This is a genomic window from Paenibacillus lupini, from assembly GCF_011761355.1.
Classification (GTDB): domain Bacteria; phylum Bacillota; class Bacilli; order Paenibacillales; family Paenibacillaceae; genus Pristimantibacillus; species Pristimantibacillus lupini.
The window spans coordinates 62,647-83,768 of the sequence record NZ_JAASRW010000002.1 but is presented as its reverse complement, the minus strand read 5'-3'; the positions used below and the strand labels follow the sequence as shown (position 1 = coordinate 83,768).

General features: G+C 47.6%; 14 protein-coding genes. 2 read left to right on the top strand and 12 right to left on the bottom strand.

Annotated elements, in window-relative coordinates; genetic code table 11:
• Window positions 1–89: 89 nt before the first annotated feature.
• The 4 genes from FHS17_RS06170 to FHS17_RS06155 form a co-directional block, all read right to left on the bottom strand.
• Window positions 90–968 (bottom strand): ABC transporter permease subunit, encoded by an 879-nt coding sequence (locus tag FHS17_RS06170; protein ID WP_167276714.1) that lies wholly within the window; start codon window positions 966–968, stop codon window positions 90–92.
• Window positions 965–1,930 (bottom strand): carbohydrate ABC transporter permease, encoded by a 966-nt coding sequence (locus FHS17_RS06165; protein WP_167276710.1) that lies wholly within the window; start codon window positions 1,928–1,930, stop codon window positions 965–967. The genes FHS17_RS06170 and FHS17_RS06165 overlap by 4 nt, the downstream gene beginning before the upstream one ends.
• Before the next feature lie 17 nt (window positions 1,931–1,947).
• Window positions 1,948–4,848, bottom strand: coding sequence for an extracellular solute-binding protein (locus FHS17_RS06160; RefSeq protein WP_167276706.1), 2,901 nt, complete (start codon window positions 4,846–4,848; stop codon window positions 1,948–1,950).
• Between the two features lie 92 nt (window positions 4,849–4,940).
• Complete coding sequence (locus FHS17_RS06155) at window positions 4,941–6,338, bottom strand: ABC transporter substrate-binding protein (protein WP_341805782.1); 1,398 nt, start codon at window positions 6,336–6,338, stop codon at window positions 4,941–4,943.
• Between the two features lie 259 nt (window positions 6,339–6,597).
• On the opposite strand from FHS17_RS06155, the gene FHS17_RS06150 reads away from it, so the two are divergent.
• On the top strand, window positions 6,598–7,353 hold the full coding sequence (locus FHS17_RS06150; RefSeq protein WP_167276703.1) for a helix-turn-helix transcriptional regulator: 756 nt from the start codon (window positions 6,598–6,600) through the stop codon (window positions 7,351–7,353).
• A 124-nt stretch (window positions 7,354–7,477) separates the two neighbouring features.
• Here FHS17_RS06150 and FHS17_RS06145 read toward each other — a convergent pair whose 3' ends face one another.
• From FHS17_RS06145 to FHS17_RS06115, 7 genes are all read right to left on the bottom strand, one after another.
• On the bottom strand, window positions 7,478–10,153 hold the full coding sequence (locus FHS17_RS06145; RefSeq protein ID WP_167276699.1) for an endo-1,4-beta-xylanase: 2,676 nt from the start codon (window positions 10,151–10,153) through the stop codon (window positions 7,478–7,480).
• A 68-nt stretch (window positions 10,154–10,221) separates the two neighbouring features.
• The gene (locus FHS17_RS06140; protein ID WP_167276695.1) at window positions 10,222–11,112 is read right to left on the bottom strand and encodes an ABC transporter ATP-binding protein; all 891 of its coding nucleotides are present in this window, start codon (window positions 11,110–11,112) and stop codon (window positions 10,222–10,224) included.
• Between the two features lie 3 nt (window positions 11,113–11,115).
• Window positions 11,116–13,983: an ABC transporter permease gene (locus FHS17_RS06135; protein ID WP_167276691.1), complete on the bottom strand. Its 2,868-nt coding sequence runs from the start codon at window positions 13,981–13,983 to the stop codon at window positions 11,116–11,118.
• A gap of 48 nt (window positions 13,984–14,031) precedes the next feature.
• On the bottom strand, window positions 14,032–15,090 hold the full coding sequence (locus FHS17_RS06130; protein WP_243865220.1) for an efflux RND transporter periplasmic adaptor subunit: 1,059 nt from the start codon (window positions 15,088–15,090) through the stop codon (window positions 14,032–14,034).
• Window positions 15,053–15,778: an ABC transporter ATP-binding protein gene (locus FHS17_RS06125; RefSeq protein ID WP_243865256.1), complete on the bottom strand. Its 726-nt coding sequence runs from the start codon at window positions 15,776–15,778 to the stop codon at window positions 15,053–15,055. Before FHS17_RS06125 ends, FHS17_RS06130 begins: the two co-directional genes overlap by 38 nt.
• A gap of 311 nt (window positions 15,779–16,089) precedes the next feature.
• The gene (locus FHS17_RS06120) at window positions 16,090–17,103 is read right to left on the bottom strand and encodes an endo-1,4-beta-xylanase (RefSeq protein WP_167276680.1); all 1,014 of its coding nucleotides are present in this window, start codon (window positions 17,101–17,103) and stop codon (window positions 16,090–16,092) included.
• 3 nt (window positions 17,104–17,106) lie between these two features.
• Complete coding sequence (locus FHS17_RS06115; protein ID WP_167276677.1) at window positions 17,107–18,633, bottom strand: glycoside hydrolase family 43 protein; 1,527 nt, start codon at window positions 18,631–18,633, stop codon at window positions 17,107–17,109.
• A 286-nt stretch (window positions 18,634–18,919) separates the two neighbouring features.
• Here FHS17_RS06115 and FHS17_RS06110 point away from each other — a divergent pair, with 286 nt between their 5' ends.
• Window positions 18,920–20,080 carry an alpha-galactosidase gene (locus tag FHS17_RS06110; RefSeq protein WP_167276673.1) on the top strand — a complete coding sequence of 387 codons (1,161 nt, stop codon included), beginning with the start codon at window positions 18,920–18,922 and terminating at the stop codon, window positions 20,078–20,080.
• A gap of 155 nt (window positions 20,081–20,235) precedes the next feature.
• Here FHS17_RS06110 and FHS17_RS06105 read toward each other — a convergent pair whose 3' ends face one another.
• Entirely contained in the window at window positions 20,236–21,093 is an 858-nt protein-coding gene (locus tag FHS17_RS06105; protein ID WP_167276670.1) for an AraC family transcriptional regulator, read from the bottom strand.
• Between the last annotated feature and the right edge of the window lie 29 nt (window positions 21,094–21,122).

Genomic DNA, 21,122 nt, shown 5'->3' with positions numbered 1-21,122 from the left:
TGTTCCTCCTGCGCCTATACCCACTAAGCAGCATAGGGCAATGAGGAGGTATATTTTTTTCTGTACCCACATCATGCTTTGGCTCCCTTCTACTCTTTCATCCCGGAAGTGGCCATCGTCTGGATGACACTGCTCTGGGATATGATGAAGAGCGTGATTGGAACGACCATCAGAATGAGCGCAACGGCAGCCCCAACGCCAGCCCTGGCAATTCCTCCGGCAGATATTTGTCCCAATGCGTAATGAAGCGTCTTGAGATTTTCACTGTAGATAAAGTTGCCCCCGTCAGAGCCCCACAGCATAGGGAATTGCAAAATCATAAGGGTGAGCCATGCAGGCTTTACATTGGGCATCACAATCTGCCAATAGATCCGGTACTCGCTTGCTCCATCAATCTTGGCAGCTTCCACTAACGCATCCGGGATCTGTTCCATGAACTGCTTCATTAGGAATAGCCCCAGTGGGAAAGCAAGCGATGGAACAATAATTGATAAATGCGTGTTAATCCAGCCCAGCCAAGACATCATCATATAGTTTGGGATGGCTGTAACCGTGCCAGAGAACATCAGTGACAAGACTACGGTCGAGAAAATGATCTGGGAGCCTGGAAACTTATGCTTGGCAAGCGGATAAGCTGCTGCTGATGCAAGAAGAATATGCCCAAAGGTTCCCACAAGCGTAATAACCAGCGTATTAGCGATATAGCGGGACAATGGAACCCAGGAATTACCCATTAGAGCAAATAAGTCAAAGAAATTATCCAGCGTCGGATTGTTTACCATTACCCTAGGCGGGAAGATAAACAACTCATCCAGCGGTTTGAAGGCATTGTTCACTGCGTAGACTAGCGGAATGGCCATAAACAGGCCGAACACGGCAAGAAGCAGGAAGAGTAAAAAACTGACGGTAAGGGACCGGTTAAGTTTTTTCTGAATACGGAAAACCGCCGTCCAACTGTTCAACGTCACTCACCGACCTTTCTAAGCAATTTCTGGGTCAGCTTATTGGCACCCACCATAATCAGGAATAGAACGGTTGCAATGGCCGAGGCATAACCCATCTCAAAGCGGATTGTGCCATAATCCATCAGATGTGTGACAATTGTGTGCGCTGCGTAGTTAACACTTGGGAAGCCCGCCAGCGCGATGGAAACATCCGCTACGGCGAACGAAGCAGTAATTTGAAGAACTGCGCCGAATAACAGCTGCGGCCTCATCGATGGAAGCGTAATGAACCACAGCTCCTGCCAACGGTTCCGGATTCCGTCAACTGCGCCTGCTTCTATAAGTGTTCGATCAATCGTCTGAAGCCCTGCGATAAACGCAAGGAAGCTGGTACCAAGGCTCAGCCACAACTGAACGATAATAACGATGGTCAGAATATAATTCTCGTTCGTAAGCCATTGGATCGGCTCCAGAATAAAGCCGAATTTGATCAGGAAACCATTCAAGTAACCGTAACGGTCTCCTGAAAATACGATCAGCCATATGAAATACACATTTCCTGCAATTGATGGAGCATAAAAAATCAAAGTCATAATCGCCCGGATTTTCGGAGACAGCTCATTAATAATCCAGGCAAATAGGAAGCAGGCGAGATAGCTGATTGGTCCTGTAATGACAGCGAACATGAAGGTATTCCGCAAGGCAATCATAAAGACATCATCATTCAGAAACAGCCTGGAATAATTGTCCCATCCTACGAACCTTGGGAATTCGAGCATATTGAAATAGAAAAAACTGAGACAGATCGAGAATACAACCGGAATAATGGTAAACAGGGTGAAAATAATCATGTAAGGGCTCATCAGGATATAATAGTGCTTGTTTTTCTTGATCTCTTGGAACGTTTGCGCCAATCTTGATACCTTGACTGGCTGCTTAATGAGATCAGGCACAGGCACGATTACGGTTTGACTCGTTTCAGGCATCGGAATTCACCCCCAAGCTAGTTCGGTAATTTAAATTCTTTTCGCTTAATTGCGATTTCATCATTGATATACAAGAGATAATCCGATAAGGCTTCACGAGGATTCTCACTGCCGTTGACTACTTTCCGGAAGGCATTATCCAGATGGCGTCCGGTGAAATAGCCGCCCGGAACCTGAGGAATTCCTTCCACCCATTGCCACTGGCTTTGGAGGTTCTGATAATCCTTGACTGGCCATGGTAATTCTTCGAGTGCTTCAATATTAGCGGTCGGATAACGAGCGGCTTCTCCGAGCAGTCCTTCCATCTCGCGGCCGTATGCAATTTGTGTCTCCTTGCTGGTCCACCATTTCATGAACTCCCATGACGCATCCTTATCCTTGGCATTCTCCAGCATCATCACAGCGGTTGTATGGCTGGCCACTTCATGATTTACCGTACCGTCAGGCATTTCCGTCCCCGGCACCATCGTAAAGTCCCATAGCCCCTTAATCTCAGGCGCCATTACCGTCAAGTTGTTGTAAGTCGTATAATCCGCAATCCCAATCGGCATCTCGCCGGTACGGAACCGGTTCGGGAAATCCGCAATCAGCGGAAACTTATAGTTGGTATAGAACTGCGTCCATTTCTTGAAAACTTCCATGGAAATGTCCGAATCGAGTGCGCTTTTCTTGTCATCATCGGTATAGAACTTACCGTTATTCTGATAGAGCATCATCGAGAAAGTTGTGTTCGGTATCAGATTCGCATTATTCTTTACGTCGTCGATTGGAAGCCAGAATTCCATATTATGCTTCTGCAGCACGGAAATCATATTGTATACTTCCTGCCAGGTTTGAGGTGGTGTTAATCCAAGCTCTGCCAGCACGTCTTTCCGGTAGAAGAGCATCGGGAAGGTCTGCTGCTCCGGCAAGGCGTATACGCCATTGCTGTATTTATAAGGAACCAAAGCGCTGTCGTTGAACCTGGAGGCAACTTCTTTGAAGTCAGGGAATTCGGACAAATCCGCTGAAGCTTTCCTCATCGCATAGTTGACCGGCACATCTTCCCCAATCTGCATGGCAACATCAGGTCCCTCATCAGCTAGCGTCGCAGGAAGCAGAATATTAGCCGGAACAAGCCTTAGCTTCACGGATATTTTCGACTCCGGCGTGAAGCTCTCATCGATCAGGCTCTTTAATACTTGCGCCTGATCCCGGCCGGTCGTAATCCATACGGTGATTGACTTGTCGCTTTTCTTTGTATTGCCGATGCTGTCGTAGTCCTCCGTGTAAGAAGCAATCAGTCCTCCAAGCTCATGCTTAACCTTTTGGAAAAAGGTTGCACTTGCCCGCGGAAGCTCTGCTTCAGGGGAAGATACGACTAAATAGTCCAGCGTAAGCGGCTGTACTCTGACATTCAATATCCAAGTACCAAGTCCGCCGACATTAATCTTGAAAGCGGTCAGCCGTTTAGCAACCGTTTCAGGCTTTGCAGCCATCTCCTCAAGCTGAGTCACCATCGTATGGAGAACCGCTACTTTATCGCTTTGCTCGCCTGTTGTTTGTTCGAGATAATCGGCAACACTCTTTATCGTAGCTGCCTGCGTCTTGAACACCTCTGTCATCTCCGGAATCCGCTTCTCGAGCTGATAATCACGGTACGGATCAGGCGAATTGGAGGTAATGATCAGAATCTTTCTGTATATCTCATTAAGCTGCAGGACGCTTGATTCAATCGTCTGTAGCAGCGGAGCGATCTCGCCCAGGGATACGGACAAACGAAGCATGTGCTTGCCTTTCGTCAAATGGAACAAATAAGGCTCATCACCGCCCATGACGTCCATTTTCCAGTCCATATCGAAATTAAACGGAATCTGCTTCATTTCTTTAAACGGATATTCGCCATCAATCATCAGACTGCGTGTGCTGAATACACCACGAAGCTGATCCTGTTTTCTTTTTAAAGCAATCTGATATAATCCATCCTGTTGTACATCCACTTCCCACTCCATCCACTGCCCCGGCAGCTTCCAGTTCACGCCGCCGATTGCGTTAATCCGGATCTTGGACACATCATACGGAATAACGGCAGGGCTTGACTTGTCAGACAATGGATATAGCGTAGGAGATGATTTTAGCATCGCGTCCTCCGCTTGAATCATCATAGATTGATCCTTGGCAGGCTTTAAGCCTTCCGCTTCATAATCCTTCTTTAAGTCCTCATAGGACTTGATGGCTTGATCCTGATACAGCTCGATATAGTCGATGGCCATCGGCTCTCGGGAAGCCGTCAGCGTAAGCTTCTGTGTCCCCTTGTCGAAATGGAATAAATAGGGCTCTGCATAATAACCTTCACTGTCCATCAATGGCTTGAGCTGCCAAGCCGGCTTCTCAATCTGCCTTGGACGAAGATCATTTCCCCGGTCATCTCTTTCGATCTTGGCATCACGGTTGCCCCATAACCGGTCAAACAACAGATCTTCTGCTCCTGTAAACGGCTGCTCATCATTAATCGTGAGCTTGCGTTCAATGGCTGAGCTTTTCCCCTCAATTGGATAATAGTGAATCCGAAGATTATAGAGTCCGGCTTGCTCAATAGGAACGTTCCAGCTGATCGAGCCGGCATCTGGCGTAATGACTGCTTTTCCGTTCAATCCTTCCGGATGATCGTCCACCTCAAACCCTTCTCCATCGCTCTCAGCGAAGCTTTCGCCTTCTATACGAATGACTTGAGAAGGTCTGTCATCAGCAGAATAACTTTTTAAATACTCGTTATAACCGCCTTTATCATCCGTATCTGTAATCGCCTGAAATCCGCCCATCGCCTGAGCACGTCCGTTATGCAGCTGACCCGAAGGGTAGAAAGTCCAAATGGACAAAAAAAATACGAGTAGAACCAGTACGGCAATTCCGTAGCGCTTTCTTCTTTTGTTACTCAACTCTTCTCCCCTCCTGCGGCAAGAGATTTCACTTTAGCAACAGTCCCCATTGCCATATTCGAAATGGGGACTGTCGGCATTAACTTCAATTGTTACTTTTTGTAAACCTCGTCAATTGCGGCTTGAGCCGGTGCTTTATACGTGTCGATGACAGTAGATACCGAGTTGCCAGAGGTCAGCTCACCAATCATTTCGTAGTAAGGGAATTTAGGGAATGTGCCGCTGTCCAGCACCAGCATGCCTGCGCCTGCATCACGGGCGTTTTGGATATCGTTCTCATCCGTGAAGTTGCTCTCAAGCGATGCTTGATCCGCATAGTCGTAGATCGAATCGATATCATTGATTTTTTCCCAGATATATACCAGCTGATCAGGATTCTCTACACTCTTCGGAATGGTCAGAGCTTGGAATGCACCCTCAGAGGAATGGTATGCCGTAGCACTTGGACCTTTAGGGAATGGCACAAAGCCGATATCGTAGTCCTTCATATCCGTTTTCAAGCCGCCAATTTCATACATAGCACCGGCATACATAAGCGTATTGCCTTGACGGAAGAATTGACCTGGTTCTGTCCAGTCGCCGCCTTCTGTTGGGCGGGCCACTTTCTCTGTCGCCAGTTTGGAGAGGAAATTAAATACCTCAACGGTTTTTGGATCGTCCAGATTTTGCTTATCTCCATTGGTTAGGCTCGTTTCATTGGATACAAGAGCTGGATCCATAAATCCGCCTGACGCTAGTCCCCATGTATCCAGCTTTCCGTCATTATTCGTATCTTTGTTCGCATCTTTAGCTACTTGAGTGAATGTATCCCAGTTCCAGTTGTCCTCTTTCACATAATCTTGGGGAGACTTAATACCAAGCTTGTTAAGGAGAGTACGGTTATAGAAAATACCGGTAATCAAGTTACCTTGACCTTCAGTGAAGGCGTAACCGCGGCCATTGTAGGACATAAACTCTGTAGCCTTTGGATTAAATACTTTTGTGTTTTTCGTATATTCATCAACCGGCCATAGCAGGTCTTGCTGCACCAAGGTCGGAATGGTGTAGTTTTTACCCAATCTCACAATATCGCCAAGGGGCTCACCAGCAAGCAGGGATGCAACAACTTTTTGCTGGTATTCGCCGTAGTCAACCGCAATGAATTCCATCTTGAAGTTATGCTTCTTCTCAAGCTCCTCCAGGTTCTTCTTACGCTGGATATTGTCCGGATTGTCTTCCCCAATCGTCATATCCCACCAGGATACAACCTTGATTGTTCTGCCGCCCATGTCGAAGTCCATCTCAGGCGATGAAGGATCCTCTTCAGCGTTCCCGGCATTATTTGATGCTGCGGCGTTATTAGAGGCGGCTGCATTATTGCTTGCCGTCGCATCTGTGTTGTTAGCATTGCTGTTCCCGTTACCATTACTGCCGCTGCTACTGCTGCATGCCGTTAATGAAGCAGCTAACATCAAAGTCGAAAGCATCATAACCGTCTTTTTTACTTTCACATTGGTCCCCCCTAATTTGGTTTACAGGGAAAAGTGTAGCGCTTACATTTCTGACCAACAACCTGCCTTTAAATAGGTCAATGACCTGTCAATTTATAGGTTTTGAGGAATAACGCGGATTGTCAGCCAGCTATTAAACCAAGAAGTAAACAAATGGATGATGGATAAAGAAATGCACATTGTCACCTGTCCACTGAATGAACAATAATAAAAACCATAATCCGTCAGAGACGATTCCTTAGAAAGGGAGGTTCAGCCTATGTATAAGGCGTTGCTAGTTCAACCTGACCGTTATTCCAGAGAAGAAACCCGACTTATGTTTCATTGGGAGCAGCATGGCTTCATGCTCCAAGCCGACGCGTATTCTCTCTCTGACATTCAAGACATACTCAGTACACTGTCAGTTGACCTTGTTCTAATAGATCTTAAACACTCGCAGTCCAGCGGCATGCTGCTCTGTGAACGGATCCGTGAGTATAGCCGGGTACCTATTATTCTTCTTGGAGGCAGTCATGATTTCCAGCTGCTGCGGAAAGCGATGGCCTTTCAGGTAAGCGATTACATTGCGGATCCCGTACAACCGGAGGATCTGGCTGCCAGCCTGCGTAAGGTGAAGAAAGAGCTTGACGCTCAATCTGTTCACTCCCATCGGATAACCTTAAGTTATGAGAAGAAAAAAAATCTGAATCCGTCCATCATTGACCTCGTCAAACAATATGTACAGGAGCAGTTACATCAAAACATTACCTTAAAAAAAATCTCCAGCCTGCTGCATTTCAACTGTGCCTATCTTGGCCAGAAGTTCAAAGACCAGGAGAATATGTCGTTTAACGAGTATCTTCTTCAGCAGCGAATGGAGAAGGCAAAAATTCTGCTTGAAAGAACAGACATGCGAATCTATGAGATTGCCAATGAAGTCGGATATACGGAAATTGACTGGTTCTATAAGAAGTTCAAGGAATACACCGGCGCAAGCGCTAATGAGTATCGCAAGCAAAGCACGGTTATTGCATAGTTCGAAATGTCTTTTTGGAAAGCGCTTGCAGTCATAAAAAATAAACCGGCTAAAGCTTTGGACTTATCCATAAGTCCCGAACTTTAACCGGTTTTCTTTGTTGCGATCGTTACTCCGTTCTGCTTTATTGCCCACCCAGCTTCAGTAGTCCAAAGCCGGAAGTATTCGTGTAGGATAGACCGGAACGGTCATTCCATATCGCCACACTGTCACGGTCCCCGTCGCCGTCTTCATCGTTATTTACCTGAACATCAAAGCCGATGATGTCCCCGGCTGCCGGTGGTGTTCCGTTCCATTTAATTGAAGCTTCTACGACATAACCGTTCGCCGTTTGTTTCACTGCAGATACCAGATTTCCACCAAGCGCCACCGGATTTACGCTTTGCTGATTATCAAAGTTGATCCGATATTGACCGTCATCTGCTTGATAGCTGGCAGTCGCCGCTTTGTTCTGATCAACAAATATCTCTAGTGAATCCTGCTCCCACACATTAGGACTTTGCTTGGATAGCAGTGAATCCGTCACTTCCGCGAGAACGTATAAACGTCCTGCGTCCCACAGCGTTCTAACCTTTGCTTTTGACCCATTGGTTCCTTGTACCCAGCGGTCAGTTGTTACAATATTTGCCTTGCTCCATAGGGAATCCATATTGCCGTCTATAACTGGCGCACCCATCAGAGCTTCTGAATATTGTGGCCCCTGAATTAAGGTTAATACGCCATATTTGGATGTATCCGTATCCTGTGAACCCGTTCTATCGTTCCATGAAGTATTCTTTACTGTGCTGCCAGCCTTATCTAAAATACGAACATCAAATCCAAGCTTATCGTTTAGCGATGCATGATCAACCGGAATGGCTGCTTCAATCCGGTATCCATCAGTAAGCTTAATCACTTTATAAGCAGCAGGCTTACCGGGATTTGCTCCACTCCGGCGGAAGGTATATTTCTTGTCATCCGCTTCGTATGCTGTTGTCTTACCGTTATTGCCATCAATGAATACTTCTACTGCATCATTTCCGTTTGTGCTCGCATCCGATACATCAACTGTAATATAAAGATGGTCTGTATCCCATAAGGTCTTGAACTTCGCTACAGCTGCACCTTCGTTTAATATGGATACGGCAGAAGCCTTGCTCCAAGCATCCTCCAGCTTACCATCAATGTCAGCACCTGCATTCGCTGCTGTTGTATTTTGAATGTCCACAGGCAGCTTGCTCGGGTCTGCCAATGCCCAATAAGCATATTTCGCTTGAAGCCGCTCATCAAACAACAGCGGCCAGTTGTTGCGGTCGACTGGGAAGGTTCGCAGCCAAGTATTCAGATCATCCTTGCCCCAGAAAATAACAGCCGTTAACTGATCCGCATGTTTTCTGAACACATCGAATATTTCCTTATACCTTTTCGCCTGCTTAATCTGCAGGTCTAGCGGGAATGTCTCATAGGCATCATTGTCATTGGTGTATACACTCATATCAAGCTCTGTAATCTGCTGTTCAATGTTCAGATCAGTAAAGGCTTGAATCATATCATCAAGCTCTTGAACCTGTGGATTTTCAATGCCGATATGTGTCTGATGACCAACGCCGTCAACAGGAATGCCTTTATCTTTCAGCCTCTTAATCAAGTCATGCAAATCCTGCCGCTTATCCGGTATATTCGTATTGTAATCATTGATAAAGAGCTTCGCATCCGGATCTGCTTCATGCGCATACTCGAATGCCTTCTCAATAAACTCTTCACCTGCAATCTTATACCATAAGCTGTTGCGGAGACCGCCCGGCTGATTATCACCTGGCTCAAGTACTTCATTAACAACATCCCATGCGTAGATCTTGCCCTTATACCGTCCAACCACAGTCTCAATATGACGTTTCATCCTAGCAAACAGCAGCTCTTTGCTTGCAAGGTTACCATTCTCATCGTAGAACACCCAGTTCGGGGTTTGAGAATGCCAGATCAGCGTATGACCACGCATGGCAATACCATTCTCAACGGCAAAATCAACGATTTTATCCGAACGTGTAAAGTTGAACTGACCTTCCTGTGGCTCCGTAGCATCCCATTTCAGCTCATTGCCAGCCGTTAAGCTGTTGAAATGCTTCTTAATCAGCTGTGCATCGGGTCCGCTCTGCTCTTCAATCTCATTAACGAGAATAGCTGTACCGAGTTTGAAATCATCGGCAAATACGTCTTTGAGAGAAGGAATATTCTGCTCAATGACAATCGGCTCCGGATCCGGAAGCCTCTCAATGGAGAAATCATCGACATAGAAGTCCAATGTAGGGTTTGCTGATGCTTCAAAATAAACAGAGAGACTCTGAACCGGCTGCTTCAATAGATATTGACCGCTAAGCTTCACCCAGCCGTCCGCAGTTGCATTCCCGGCATTGACCCCTTCATAATTAGTCGTGCCATCAGTTGTACGCTGTACAGTCATCGATACGGATGAGGCTGCTGATCCTGCCGGAAGCTTGACCCATGCGGTAAGCACATAGGTTTTTCCTTCCGCCATAATGGAGGTCACATCCAGCTGTGGACCATTCCAGCTTTGCGACCTTCCTGTTACCTGCAGTCCGTATGCACCTGAGTGGGCCGCAAGCTCCGAAGCAGTCAGCACTTCATTCCCCCCGCGTCCAGTCCATCCTTGAATCGTGCCATCCTCAAAGTCCGTTGCCATTCGCTCTGTTCCCGCTTCCGCCCCTGCTTGTTTCGGCAGTACGCTAAGCGACAAAGACACGAGCATTACAACAGCGGCCAAAACGCCTGATAGTGAACGCTTCCATCCAAGTTTCTTCATTAACATTAATACACCTCACTTTTCCCTTTTTTTTGAATATTCCATATAAACACCCCTTACGGGGCGGATCATGGCATCATTTCCTGCGGATAGAGGATAATACGGCCTTCCTCCATCTCCACCCGCACCTTATTGCTGTCCTTGAAACCATCTGCGTCCAGATAGCCAGCCGGAATTTGAAGCCGGCCAGCTTTGTCCAGCACGGCGTACTCAATGTGGCTCTCCTGCTGACCAGACATCGCATCCTCGGCATCAAGCCTTGCCAGCTCATCGGCATAGGATTCTCTGCGGATCATTTCAGCAGAGGTTTTACCATCCCTGATTTGGACAACCCGGTCTACCTTACGGGCGAGCAGCGGATCATGTGTGACGATCACAATCGTTATCCCCATCGTCTGATTCAGGGTACGGAACAGATCTAGTACCTGATCGGAGGTCTTCGTATCCAGTGAACCTGTTGGTTCATCTGCAAGAAGAAGCCTAGGCTCGTTTGCCAATGCGATGGCGATAGCGACCCGCTGTTGCTCGCCGCCAGACAGCTCACTGAGCTTATTTTTAAACCGATGGCCAAGACCTACTGCCTCAAGCAGTTCGATGGCACGCGCCCTGCACCTTCTGCCCTTCAGGAGAACAGGAAGCTCCACATTCTCTAGTGCGGTCAGGTAAGGAATCAGATTGCGGGCATTATTCTGCCATACGAAACCAACCGTTTCACGCTTATAGTTCACAAGCTCCTTTTCACCGAACGAAAGCAAATCCTTACCATCAACAAACAACTTGCCTGCAGACGGCTTATCTAATCCGCCCAGCATATTCAGCAGCGTAGATTTCCCGCTTCCTGAATTGCCGATAATCGCCATTAACTCTCCATCGTTCACCTGCATATCCAGCCCTTGAAGAGCAACAACCTCGAGATCGGCCGTTTTGTAGATTTTCACAAGTTCCTCGCATCTGATCATGCTTTACTCCTCCCCCAGCTTTAAGGCTTGAGCAATTTTGGTCCTAGACAACCGATATCCAAGAATAAGCAGACCTATGGTTAGTGTCAGGCCAATAATGGTGTACAGCTGCACATAATCGCTTAGCTTATATACAATCTCGAATGGCGGAACCTGCTCTGCCGTTGCAAATGACATTTCGAATAAGGGTACGAATAGTTCACTCGTCATGTTGCCGATCAGCACACCGATAATAACTGCTGCGCCGGAGGTAAGCAGCTGCTCACTGAGCAGCATACCGATAATTTGTGGGAACGGAATCCCCATCGCCCGAAGAACACCATACTGCAGCGTTCTGCCTGACAAGGCCAGAACCCAGAATAAAAGAAATCCAAAGAAGCTGATCAGCATGGAGATTACAAAGCCCAGCGTCATGACGCCATTAATCGCCATGCGGAACGGATCGTTCCTGGACGTGATCAGCTCCTGCTTTGCATCTTGAAGTCCGGTAACATTGATTTTGGCTGTGGTCAGCTGATCATAAATGGATTGGCTGGAAATGCCATCCTTCAGCTTAAGCCATACCTCATATGGTTCAACAGCCAGCCTGTTCTGAATGGTGCTCAGATTGCCCACGATTAGATTAGGCTTGGAGGCCTTCTCCTCTCCATCCGCGGTAACTGGCAGTGGATTCCAGCCCGGCCAATAATCGATAATGCCGTAAACGGTAAATATGGCCTCATCTAATCCATCCCAATAAATACGAATCGGATCTCCAGGTTTCACCTTGGATGCGTCTGCCAACGACCGCGAGATTAATACGGCCTTCGGATTAGTTGCTATCAGATTCAAATAACTGTTGATCGGATGATCCAGCAGACCATCTTTCATCCATGCGGTTTGACCAAATGCCATGGTGTCGACGCCTACCAGAGTAGTTGCTCCGGATGTATTTTTGCTGCCTGCACTAAATCTTGCCCCATCCTTCCGGAATACCTTAGCTGATGCTTCTATGCCTTTCAGATTTTGGAATGGCTGAAACGGCGGCTCGGTATATTGCACCCGTTTGTCACCCGTGCCTTGCGCCGCCTGTGTCTGAGGCTCTCCCCCCTGCAGGCTTGGCGGAGGTGCATCGCTTTCCCAGCGGGTGGTCAAGGTTATGTCTGCCCCAATGTTATATTGGATTTTACTTTCCATATTATCGTTAATCGTCCGGGCTGCATTGGCACTGAACAAGCCGGTAGACACCGTCAGCACAAGAAACACTTTAATCGTTAGATACTGCCTTGATGAACGGCTGATTTGTATAAGCGTGTTGTATAGTGCTGGCGGCCACCACCTGCGTCCCGCCCAATAAACAAGCAGGATAAACCATGGATAAATTCGAAGTACCAATAGTCCGGCCCCTAACGCGAAGAGAGCAGGCATCAGGAACAGCAGCGGATCCACCTGCAGGGCATCTGAATCCAGCGCCAGACGCTTCAAATCCTCCTGCCGGTTATTGAAATTATAGAGTAGATATAATGCCAGACCGACAAGTACAATATCGATGCCCGTCTTATGCCAAAAGGACATCTTGGTAAGCCTTGCCGCCTGCTGCTTGTGACTTACAATCGATACCCTGGTCGCCAAAAAAGCCGGTATCAAGATAAGTACAATGGCTCCAACTACTGCTGTAACAGCGACTTTGTATGCACTGCTGTTAAGACTGACCTCCAGTGCCGAGCGCTGAACAAATTCAAGGAATCCGTTGGATGCCCCGAGCACTTTGGTAAAGGTAACCCCAATAAACGGACCAGCCGCAAGTGCGCTTGCACCAAGCAGCATGCTTTCCAAGGTATACGCAGTCATGATCTGCAGCCGGCTGGCTCCGCGGCTTCGCAGCACGGATATTTCCGTTTTCTGCCTCTCAATTACGAGATTAGCCGCCATAAACAAATAGAATGCCAGCATGAGCATAACGGGGGAATACAGCGACAGCATCATGACATCAAGCTTTTCTTTCTTGCCTTGATAGGAAGCAATGGTTTCATTCGCAGGAATATTAACCTCTGCCGAACCAAGTCGTCCGCGGAAGTAGCTTCGGATCGCCCGGTTGGCTTCATTAAATTCCTCGATCTTATCAATACTCATCTGCTTATAGTCCATTGCATAACGCCATTCCAGATCGGATACCCTTACTTTGCCATCCTTCGTAATGAATTCGCGCTCGAATTGCTGGAAGGGTATCATAAAACCGTCTGGTTCATCTGTCACCAAAAAAGGCAGGTACGGATCTGCTGACGGGTCCGTATCAATAATCCCAACAGGAATGACTCGAAACAATTGCTTATCCGCCGATTCTGCCAGAAGCTCCTCTCCCAGATCGCGCTTGGTAGAGTTAAGAAACTTTTGCGTTACCAGCGCTTCAAACAGACCATCCGAACGGTCAACCGGCATCCGGCCATCAATGAGACGAACCCGCTTTTCCATATCAGACAGTGACTTGAAGCCGCCTGTCGTCTTCTGTGTCTTGATTTCCTGCTCCGATGCATCCGCTCCATATACCTTCATTTTCTGGGTGAAGCGCTGTTGATAAAAAGATAGATCCTCCAGCCCCATGCGCTCAGGAATCGATTGTATGAATCGGTCCGCACGTCCAATCGCCTCTACTGTTTTCTGATCTATCTTGGAAGAGGAGACCGATGTGCTGACCCGCACATAACCCGGATACTCGGAGTTCTTGCTTTGAACCATCTGAAGTTCCTTCTGCAAAGTCCTCTGCAAGATGGCATCCGAATAAAGCGGCATTGAGCTGAACAGAGCTACACAAACGGTAAGACCAAACCATAAATTCAACTGCAGCCATTTGTTATTTGCCATCTTGCGGAGAATCATTGTCCATAATGCCATGCGTACACCTCATTCTTGCGCCCTGTCACCCGGGCTTTCATAGTACCGTCAGTTGTTTAGAATAACCTGTTGTCCTTCCTCCAGGCCTTTTACAATCTCCACTTCAGTTGGCGTCGTCAGGCCAACTTCAACATCGACTTCTTTTTTACGTTCACCGTCTGCAATTTGCACATAATTGCGTCCCATATAGGAGCGGATCGCTTTCCGCGGCAGCACGATGACATTTTCCCGCTTCTGAAGATCAATCATCATGTCGGCGCTATGGCCGATTTGAATCCCTTCCGGCGGATGATCTATCCCCATTACGATTGTTATAGCATTGCTGTCAGCCTTTGACTGATCTGTACTGACAGGTGCACTCGATGGAGACTGCAGCACCTTACCAGTGTAGTCCTTCCCCTTATACTTCAAGCTGATGGGCATGCCAGCTTCAATACCAAGAACATCTTTGGCATCCGATGCCACATAAGTCAGCTGCATGCTGGAAGGGTCAGCTACCGTTACAATCGTTTGATAGGCATTTACACGGTCGCCAGTTTTAATAGAATCGACGTATATAACCGTTCCCGAGATTGGCGAGTACAGCTGCGACTTGTTAAGCTTGCCTTCCATCGCCTGCAGCGATATTTGTTCCCTTTCAAGGTCAATTTCTTTCAGCCGTTTCTCCGTCCCGGACACTCCGCCCTGCACGGCTTCTTTATACAGAAGCTGCACTCGCTCTACGCTTAGCTTTTGCAGTCGAACCTGCAGTGCCAGATCCTCTGTCTCCAGCTCAGCCAATAGTTCACCGGCCTTTACCTCTTGTCCAAGCTTAACGTTAACGGATTTCAGCTGTCCGCCTGATTCGATAAATGACAGCGTCTTCACATTCGAGGAGACAAAGGTTGCCGTGCCCTTCAGTGAGGTTTGTATATTGCCTCGGGTTACAGCAACCAGATCCAGCTTTTCCTGAACCGGCTGAATTAGTGGGGGCTGCAGTGCCGCTTCCTCACGGGGAAGAAGCGAGCAGCCGGACAAGGCAATCGCTGTGAATGCCACGACCGCAGTCCGCTTTGCAAACGACTTCCAATTAGAATTGATTCGCTGTTTTGGAAACAATTTTCCCATCCTCCAATGCAATAACATAATCAACGAGCTCCATCATTCCCGGGTCATGGGTAGTAAGAAGAATGGTCATACCGGCATGTCTGACTAGATCCCTGAATACCCGCATCACCTGCAGACCCATTCGACTGTCCAACTCAGCAGTTGGCTCGTCAGCAATTAGCAGCGCCGGTTCATGTGCAATTGCACGGGCTATAGCCACGCGCTGCTGCTCACCACCCGACAGCTCCATTGGACGATGCTTCATCCGCTCGCGCATTCCTACCCGTTCAAGCGCCCGTTCCGCAGCTTCACGGTTGCCCTTGACCGGTGTCCCCGCAATGCGAAGACCGAACTCAACATTCTCGTAAGCAGACATCAGCGGGATCAAACCAAAGGATTGGAACACCAGCCCGATCTCTTTACGCCGCAATGCATTCCTCGCCTTACCAGATAATCCGGTAATTTCCTTACCACGAAAAAAAACCTGGCCTTCTGTCGGCTCATCCAACGCACTTAAAATATTGAGCAATGTTGTCTTGCCCGAGCCCGACCGCCCTTTCAGGGCAACCATCGAGCCGGCAGGTACATCAAGCTCAATATCAGACAACGCGGTAACAGCGGTATTACCTTTTCCGAATACCCGCTTAATCCCCGTTGCCGTAAGAAGCGCCTGACCACCTGCTTCTATTTGCTCTTCCTCCAGTGCCAGCACAGCTATTTCCCTTTCCTCTATGCGTTGTTTCCTAATGGCCAACACCCCCGCAATTGCTTTCTTAAAAAGTGTAGTGCTTACAGAAAGAGGCAACAACCTGTCGCTCTTTGGTAGAACACCCGCCAAGCTATAGAAATAACCGGATGACCGCTGGCAGCTTTCACACAAGGTGAAACGGCTTCGCCGTCCTTGGCAGCGGGGCGCGTTTCATTCCGGAGAATTCTAAGCCCTGTTTATAGAATGAAACTTATAAATTCTTAGAATTCGAAAAAACGCGCTCCCGTAGGGAACGCGTTTCTCTCTATTTGTTATTGTCCGATGATGGTTTTGACCGCATCCTTCGGACGCTGATCGGTATCGAATAAGAGCGGCCAGTTTTTCCTGCCTCTAACAGGGAAATGATCCAGCCAGGTATAATCATCTGCCGCCCCCCAGAAGGTTACGCTGGTCAGGACCTCTTTATATTCCCGGAACAGTTCGAAGAACTGCTTGTATCTTACTTCCTGCAGACGCATCATTTCCGACGTAGGCTCCGTCAGATCCGTCCGTCTATCGTCAAAAGCAAACATAGACACATCCATCTCCGTCATTTGCAGCTTTACGCCTAGTGAGGCATAACGCTCAATGGCTTCACGTATTTGGCCGAGAGATGGATCATACAGATTCCAATGCGCCTGAAGTCCGATCCCGTGAACAGGAACACCTTTTTCCAGCAGTGATTTGACCATGAAGTAGATTTTCTCACGTTTGCCGGGATTACACTCATTGTAATCGTTGTAAAATAACAGCGCTTGCGGATCGGCCTCATGTGCAAACCTGAAAGCCTGCTCGATGTAATCCTCACCAATGCCATGCAGCCATTTGGTTGGACGCATCCATTCTGCTCCCTCATCCGTTACCGCTTCGTTCACAACATCCCAGCAATAGATCGTATCCTTGTAACGCGATACTACAGTCTCAATATGTGACTTCATTCGGTCAAGAAGCAAGTCACGACCAGCCTTCCCGCCATTGCCATCGTCAAATACCCAGTCTGGCGTTTGATTATGCCATACAAGCGTATGTCCTCTCAGCTTCATGCCGTTCTCGCGCGCGAACCCCGCAATCCGGTCAGCCTCCTCAAAGGTATAACGATGCTCCTCCGGATGCAGGCTTTCGAACTTCATCTCGTTCTCTGCGGTTAAGCTGTTATAATGCTCCTTCAAAAGATCACTCTGACTGACGATTGTCCGTTTATTTACTGCTGCTCCAATAAGAAAATCATCCTGGAAGGCTTTAGCTAACGAAACCTCTGTTTGCAGCTGTTTTTGATCTGATGTCATGAATCATATCCCCTTTTCTTCAATTGACTTGCTGTAACGGAAATAATCGAAGTCGACATAGCCACCGGGTTGCTTCGTGGCATAGTTATACAGACCAATCCGGTAGCCCATAAAATGATCCAGTGTGTATCTCATCTGCAGAGGACGGCCGATCTGCGTCCACTCCAATCCGTCAGTTGAATAATAGAAATAGGCAAGATCAATGCTGTCGCGGAAATCAAAATTAATTTTCACATGAATTTGGCTTTCTTCGTACCGGTGCTTTTCCACCGTTTCCATACCGCCGTCGCCACGATTAATCCCCATTACGACATAACGTTCGCCGTTATCCTCTGCTTGAACGCCAACCGTACCATATCCGCTTTGCAGGGCGACAAGACCAGCATGATCACCAGCTTTCATATAGGACAAATCAAATACCGTTTTCCCGCTGCATGCCGGACCTTCCGTCCGCTGGGTCAACGTATTACGGGCAAGCACGACACGATCAGTGATTTGACTAGTCTCCAGACGCAGATAACCCGGCCGGGCTGTAACTGACCACCGCTTGTTGTCGGGATTATGGTTCCATTGCCAGTTCAGAGCGAGTTTGTTCTCTTGATAGTCGAATTCATCGCTGATGACAATCGGCTTGGAAACCGATTCCGGAAGATTTGCTTCGAAGGAGATTGGCGCTTTACCATCATTTACGATAACCGGCCAGCCATCCTCCCAGGACATCGGCAGCACGCATGGAATCCGGCCAACAGCATCATGATCCTGAAATAAGAAGGTAAACCATTCACCAATAGGCGTATCGATTATACCGCCTTGCGCAACTCCCTTGTTGTGATAGCCAAGATCATCATCGAGAATGACTTTATGTTCATAAGGTCCAAGAAGCTCCTTCGAACGGTAACACAGCTCTCGGCGGCGTCCATGACCGGTTCGCGGCCAATCTATGAAGAATAAATAATAATAACCGTTCAGCTTATAAGCATGGCAGCCCTCTATCCGCAGCCCCATGCCTTCACGCTCCCCTTCAATTAATAGCTGACGGATTCCGTCAGGCTTGATCTCGGAAGCGTCAGCTGTTAATTCGGTAATATAGATATTCCCGTTGCCGCTGAATACAAAGACACGATCTTCATCAAACAGTAGTCCAGGATCATGCAGAAGCCCATTAATAACCGAGCGCTCCCATGTGCCGTGCTGGATATCCAGCGTCCGGTAAATATAGAACTGCTGACTATCATTGCAGGAGAAGCATACATAATAGGTTCCGTTATGATAGCGCAGGCTGGAAGCCCATGAGCCTTGCCCATAAATGCCTTTACCGTCTGATAGATTGTGGGCATCATTATCTTCGATCGTATCAAAAACATAATTTACGATCTCCCAATCCTTCAGATTATTAGACTTCATAATCGGACACCCTGGCATCGAATGCATACTAGTGCTAACCATATAAAAGGTATCTTCTACGCGAATCATATCAATATCAGGTACATCCGCCCAAATAATAGGGTTCGTTATAACAATGCTGCTCATGTGCAGTTCCCTCTCCATTCATCAAGGTATTGCTATCCCTTGTTTATTGGCGCAACAAGGACAGTGTAGCTCTAGCCGACGGCTCCAGCAACCTGCTGGATTGCGGATTTATTACCTGCCAAGTTATAGGTTAATAGCTTTTAGAATGATAGCTGTATCAGAAACAACAACAATCCATATAAAAGCATCATTAGGCTATAGGCTGATAAGGCACGCTTATGTTGTAATACAAACAGCTCTTTTCATTAAACTCTTAATTCTCGGCATAAGAAAGGATGTATGACTAGTGGACAAGCAGCTTGGCCTTACTCCCGCCTTGGGATGGAATTCTTGGAATACCTTCACCTGGGACATCAACGAACAGTTAATTCGTGATGTTGCCGATCTATTCGTAACGGAGGGCTATAAGGACGCAGGGTATGAATACATCGTCATTGATGATTGCTGGAGCTTGAAACAACGTGACCAGCAAGGGAATCTTATTGCAGATCCTGCCAAGTTTCCGAGCGGAATGAAAGCACTCGCCGATTATATTCATTCGAAAGGCTTGAAATTCGGCATGTACTCCTGCGTTGGCACCCATACTTGCGCGGGTTATCCCGGCAGCTTTGAGCATGAATTTCAAGATGCTCAATTATTCGCCGAATGGGGCGTCGATTATTTGAAGTACGATTACTGCTTCAAGCCCCGGCATATCTCTGGTGAACTGTTGTACAAACGAATGAGTCTTGCCCTGAAAAACAGCGGACGAGAAATCCTCTTCTCTGCCTGCAATTGGGGCGAGGACAATGTCTATCAGTGGATACGTGAGTCCGGTGCCCATATGTATCGGTCAACAGGCGATATTCAGGATCATTGGGACTCTATCAAAAATCTTGCTCTCTCTCAGCTGGACAAAGAATGCTACACCGGATCCTTCTGTCATAACGATATGGATATGCTCGTTGTTGGCATGTATGGAGGCAGCAATAACTCGTTTATTGGCAGTAAGATAGGCGGCTGCAACGACAATGAATACAAAACTCATTTCTCATTATGGAGCTTAATGGGTTCTCCGCTCATGATCGGCTGCGATATCCGTACGGCTAATCAAGCGACAAAAGATATACTGTTGAACCCGGATTTAATCGCCATTAATCAAGATATCGAGAGCCGTGGGGCTTACCGGATCAAGCCAGAGCCGCAATGGTTCCATGCTGAGGATGTCTTTATGCTGGTAAAAGTACTTACAGACGGTGACGTAGCGATCGGCTTCTTTAATCTGAGCGATAGTCAACGAGAGTTGTCGCTGCAATTCTGGGATATCGGCCTTCCCTACGCTTCCGGGTTCTCCTTATCTATGTACGACTGCTGGGAGCATAAGGAGCTTGGCGTGTTCAAGGAACGGTTCGCTCCCGTTGTGCCGGCACATGACTGCCTGATTGTACGGGCGAAGCTTGTCAAATAAAGATGAATAGTAAAGACTGCAAGGCCTGTCAGGCTCCCCTTCAGGCAGATGACAGAGCGATCTATATGAAGCTTGTCTCCAGAACAGCTCAGCACTTTTTATGCATTGATTGTTTGGGGGTCAAACTAGACTGCGGACGTGAGCCTATCGAGAAGCTAATTCGATATTTCCGGGAATCCGGCAACTGCGTCCTCTTCCGCTAAAGCATTCGTGTCTTGGCTATGCAGCGTCATATATTCAGATGGCGTATATGACGCTGCTTTCTTAAATATCTTGGAAAAGTAGAGCTGATCTTTGTAACCTACCGAACATGCGACCGACTTGATGGACAATCCAGGTGACCTCAGCAGCTCGCAGGCTCGTTCAATCCGGTATGCAGTCAAATAGCTTGATATAGACATCCCTTCCGCTTCCTTGAACAGGCGGAACAGGTAGCTGCGCTCCAGGCTGACAGCATGGACAATATCTGATACGGTTAAGGTTGTCCGCCAATAATTAATCATGATATATTCCTTCGCCAGCTGGACGTAATTGATCGAAGGAGATTCTCTTGGATAAAATTCCACATAATAAGAGAGCAGTAAACGTAATTGCGCCTCTGTTCTCATCTTCTCAAAAGGTCTCGCTTCAGCACCTGGCACCACAGGGAAATACGGCTTTAAATCAACCTTACATACAGTGACTACTGGCTTATCCGGCTCAAGCTCCGTCATCGCCACTAAACGCTTCGCTTCATCCCCCTTAAACTCAATCCATACATACTCCCAAGGATCCTCCGGATCCGGATAGTAGTGAATCTCCGTTTGCGGAAAGATCATGAAGCTGTCGCCTGCTGTTAACAGATACCGCTGATTATGCGTCTCCAGCGTTCCCTTCCCGCTTACAATGAAGTGCAAAGCATAAATATCACGTACGCCCGGCCCCCACTTATGCCTATTGGCAGGTTTATAACCGCTGTAGGTGCAAATCAACTGACTACTGTTAAAGGTATCAAAGATTCGAATCTGCTTCATAATCAACATCCGTATCCTTTCCGGCCTGC

Coding starts and splice junctions, on each gene's coding strand:
- FHS17_RS06135 (WP_167276691.1), bottom strand. CDS start 13,983: ATGGCATTATGGACAATGATTCTCCGCAAGATGGCAAATAACAAATGG.
- FHS17_RS06140 (WP_167276695.1), bottom strand. CDS start 11,112: ATGATCAGATGCGAGGAACTTGTGAAAATCTACAAAACGGCCGATCTC.
- FHS17_RS06115 (WP_167276677.1), bottom strand. CDS start 18,633: ATGAGCAGCATTGTTATAACGAACCCTATTATTTGGGCGGATGTACCT.
- FHS17_RS06120 (WP_167276680.1), bottom strand. CDS start 17,103: ATGACATCAGATCAAAAACAGCTGCAAACAGAGGTTTCGTTAGCTAAA.
- FHS17_RS06145 (WP_167276699.1), bottom strand. CDS start 10,153: ATGAAGAAACTTGGATGGAAGCGTTCACTATCAGGCGTTTTGGCCGCT.
- FHS17_RS06165 (WP_167276710.1), bottom strand. CDS start 1,930: ATGCCTGAAACGAGTCAAACCGTAATCGTGCCTGTGCCTGATCTCATT.
- FHS17_RS06150 (WP_167276703.1), top strand. CDS start 6,598: ATGTATAAGGCGTTGCTAGTTCAACCTGACCGTTATTCCAGAGAAGAA.
- FHS17_RS06130 (WP_243865220.1), bottom strand. CDS start 15,090: ATGGGAAAATTGTTTCCAAAACAGCGAATCAATTCTAATTGGAAGTCG.
- FHS17_RS06105 (WP_167276670.1), bottom strand. CDS start 21,093: ATGAAGCAGATTCGAATCTTTGATACCTTTAACAGTAGTCAGTTGATT.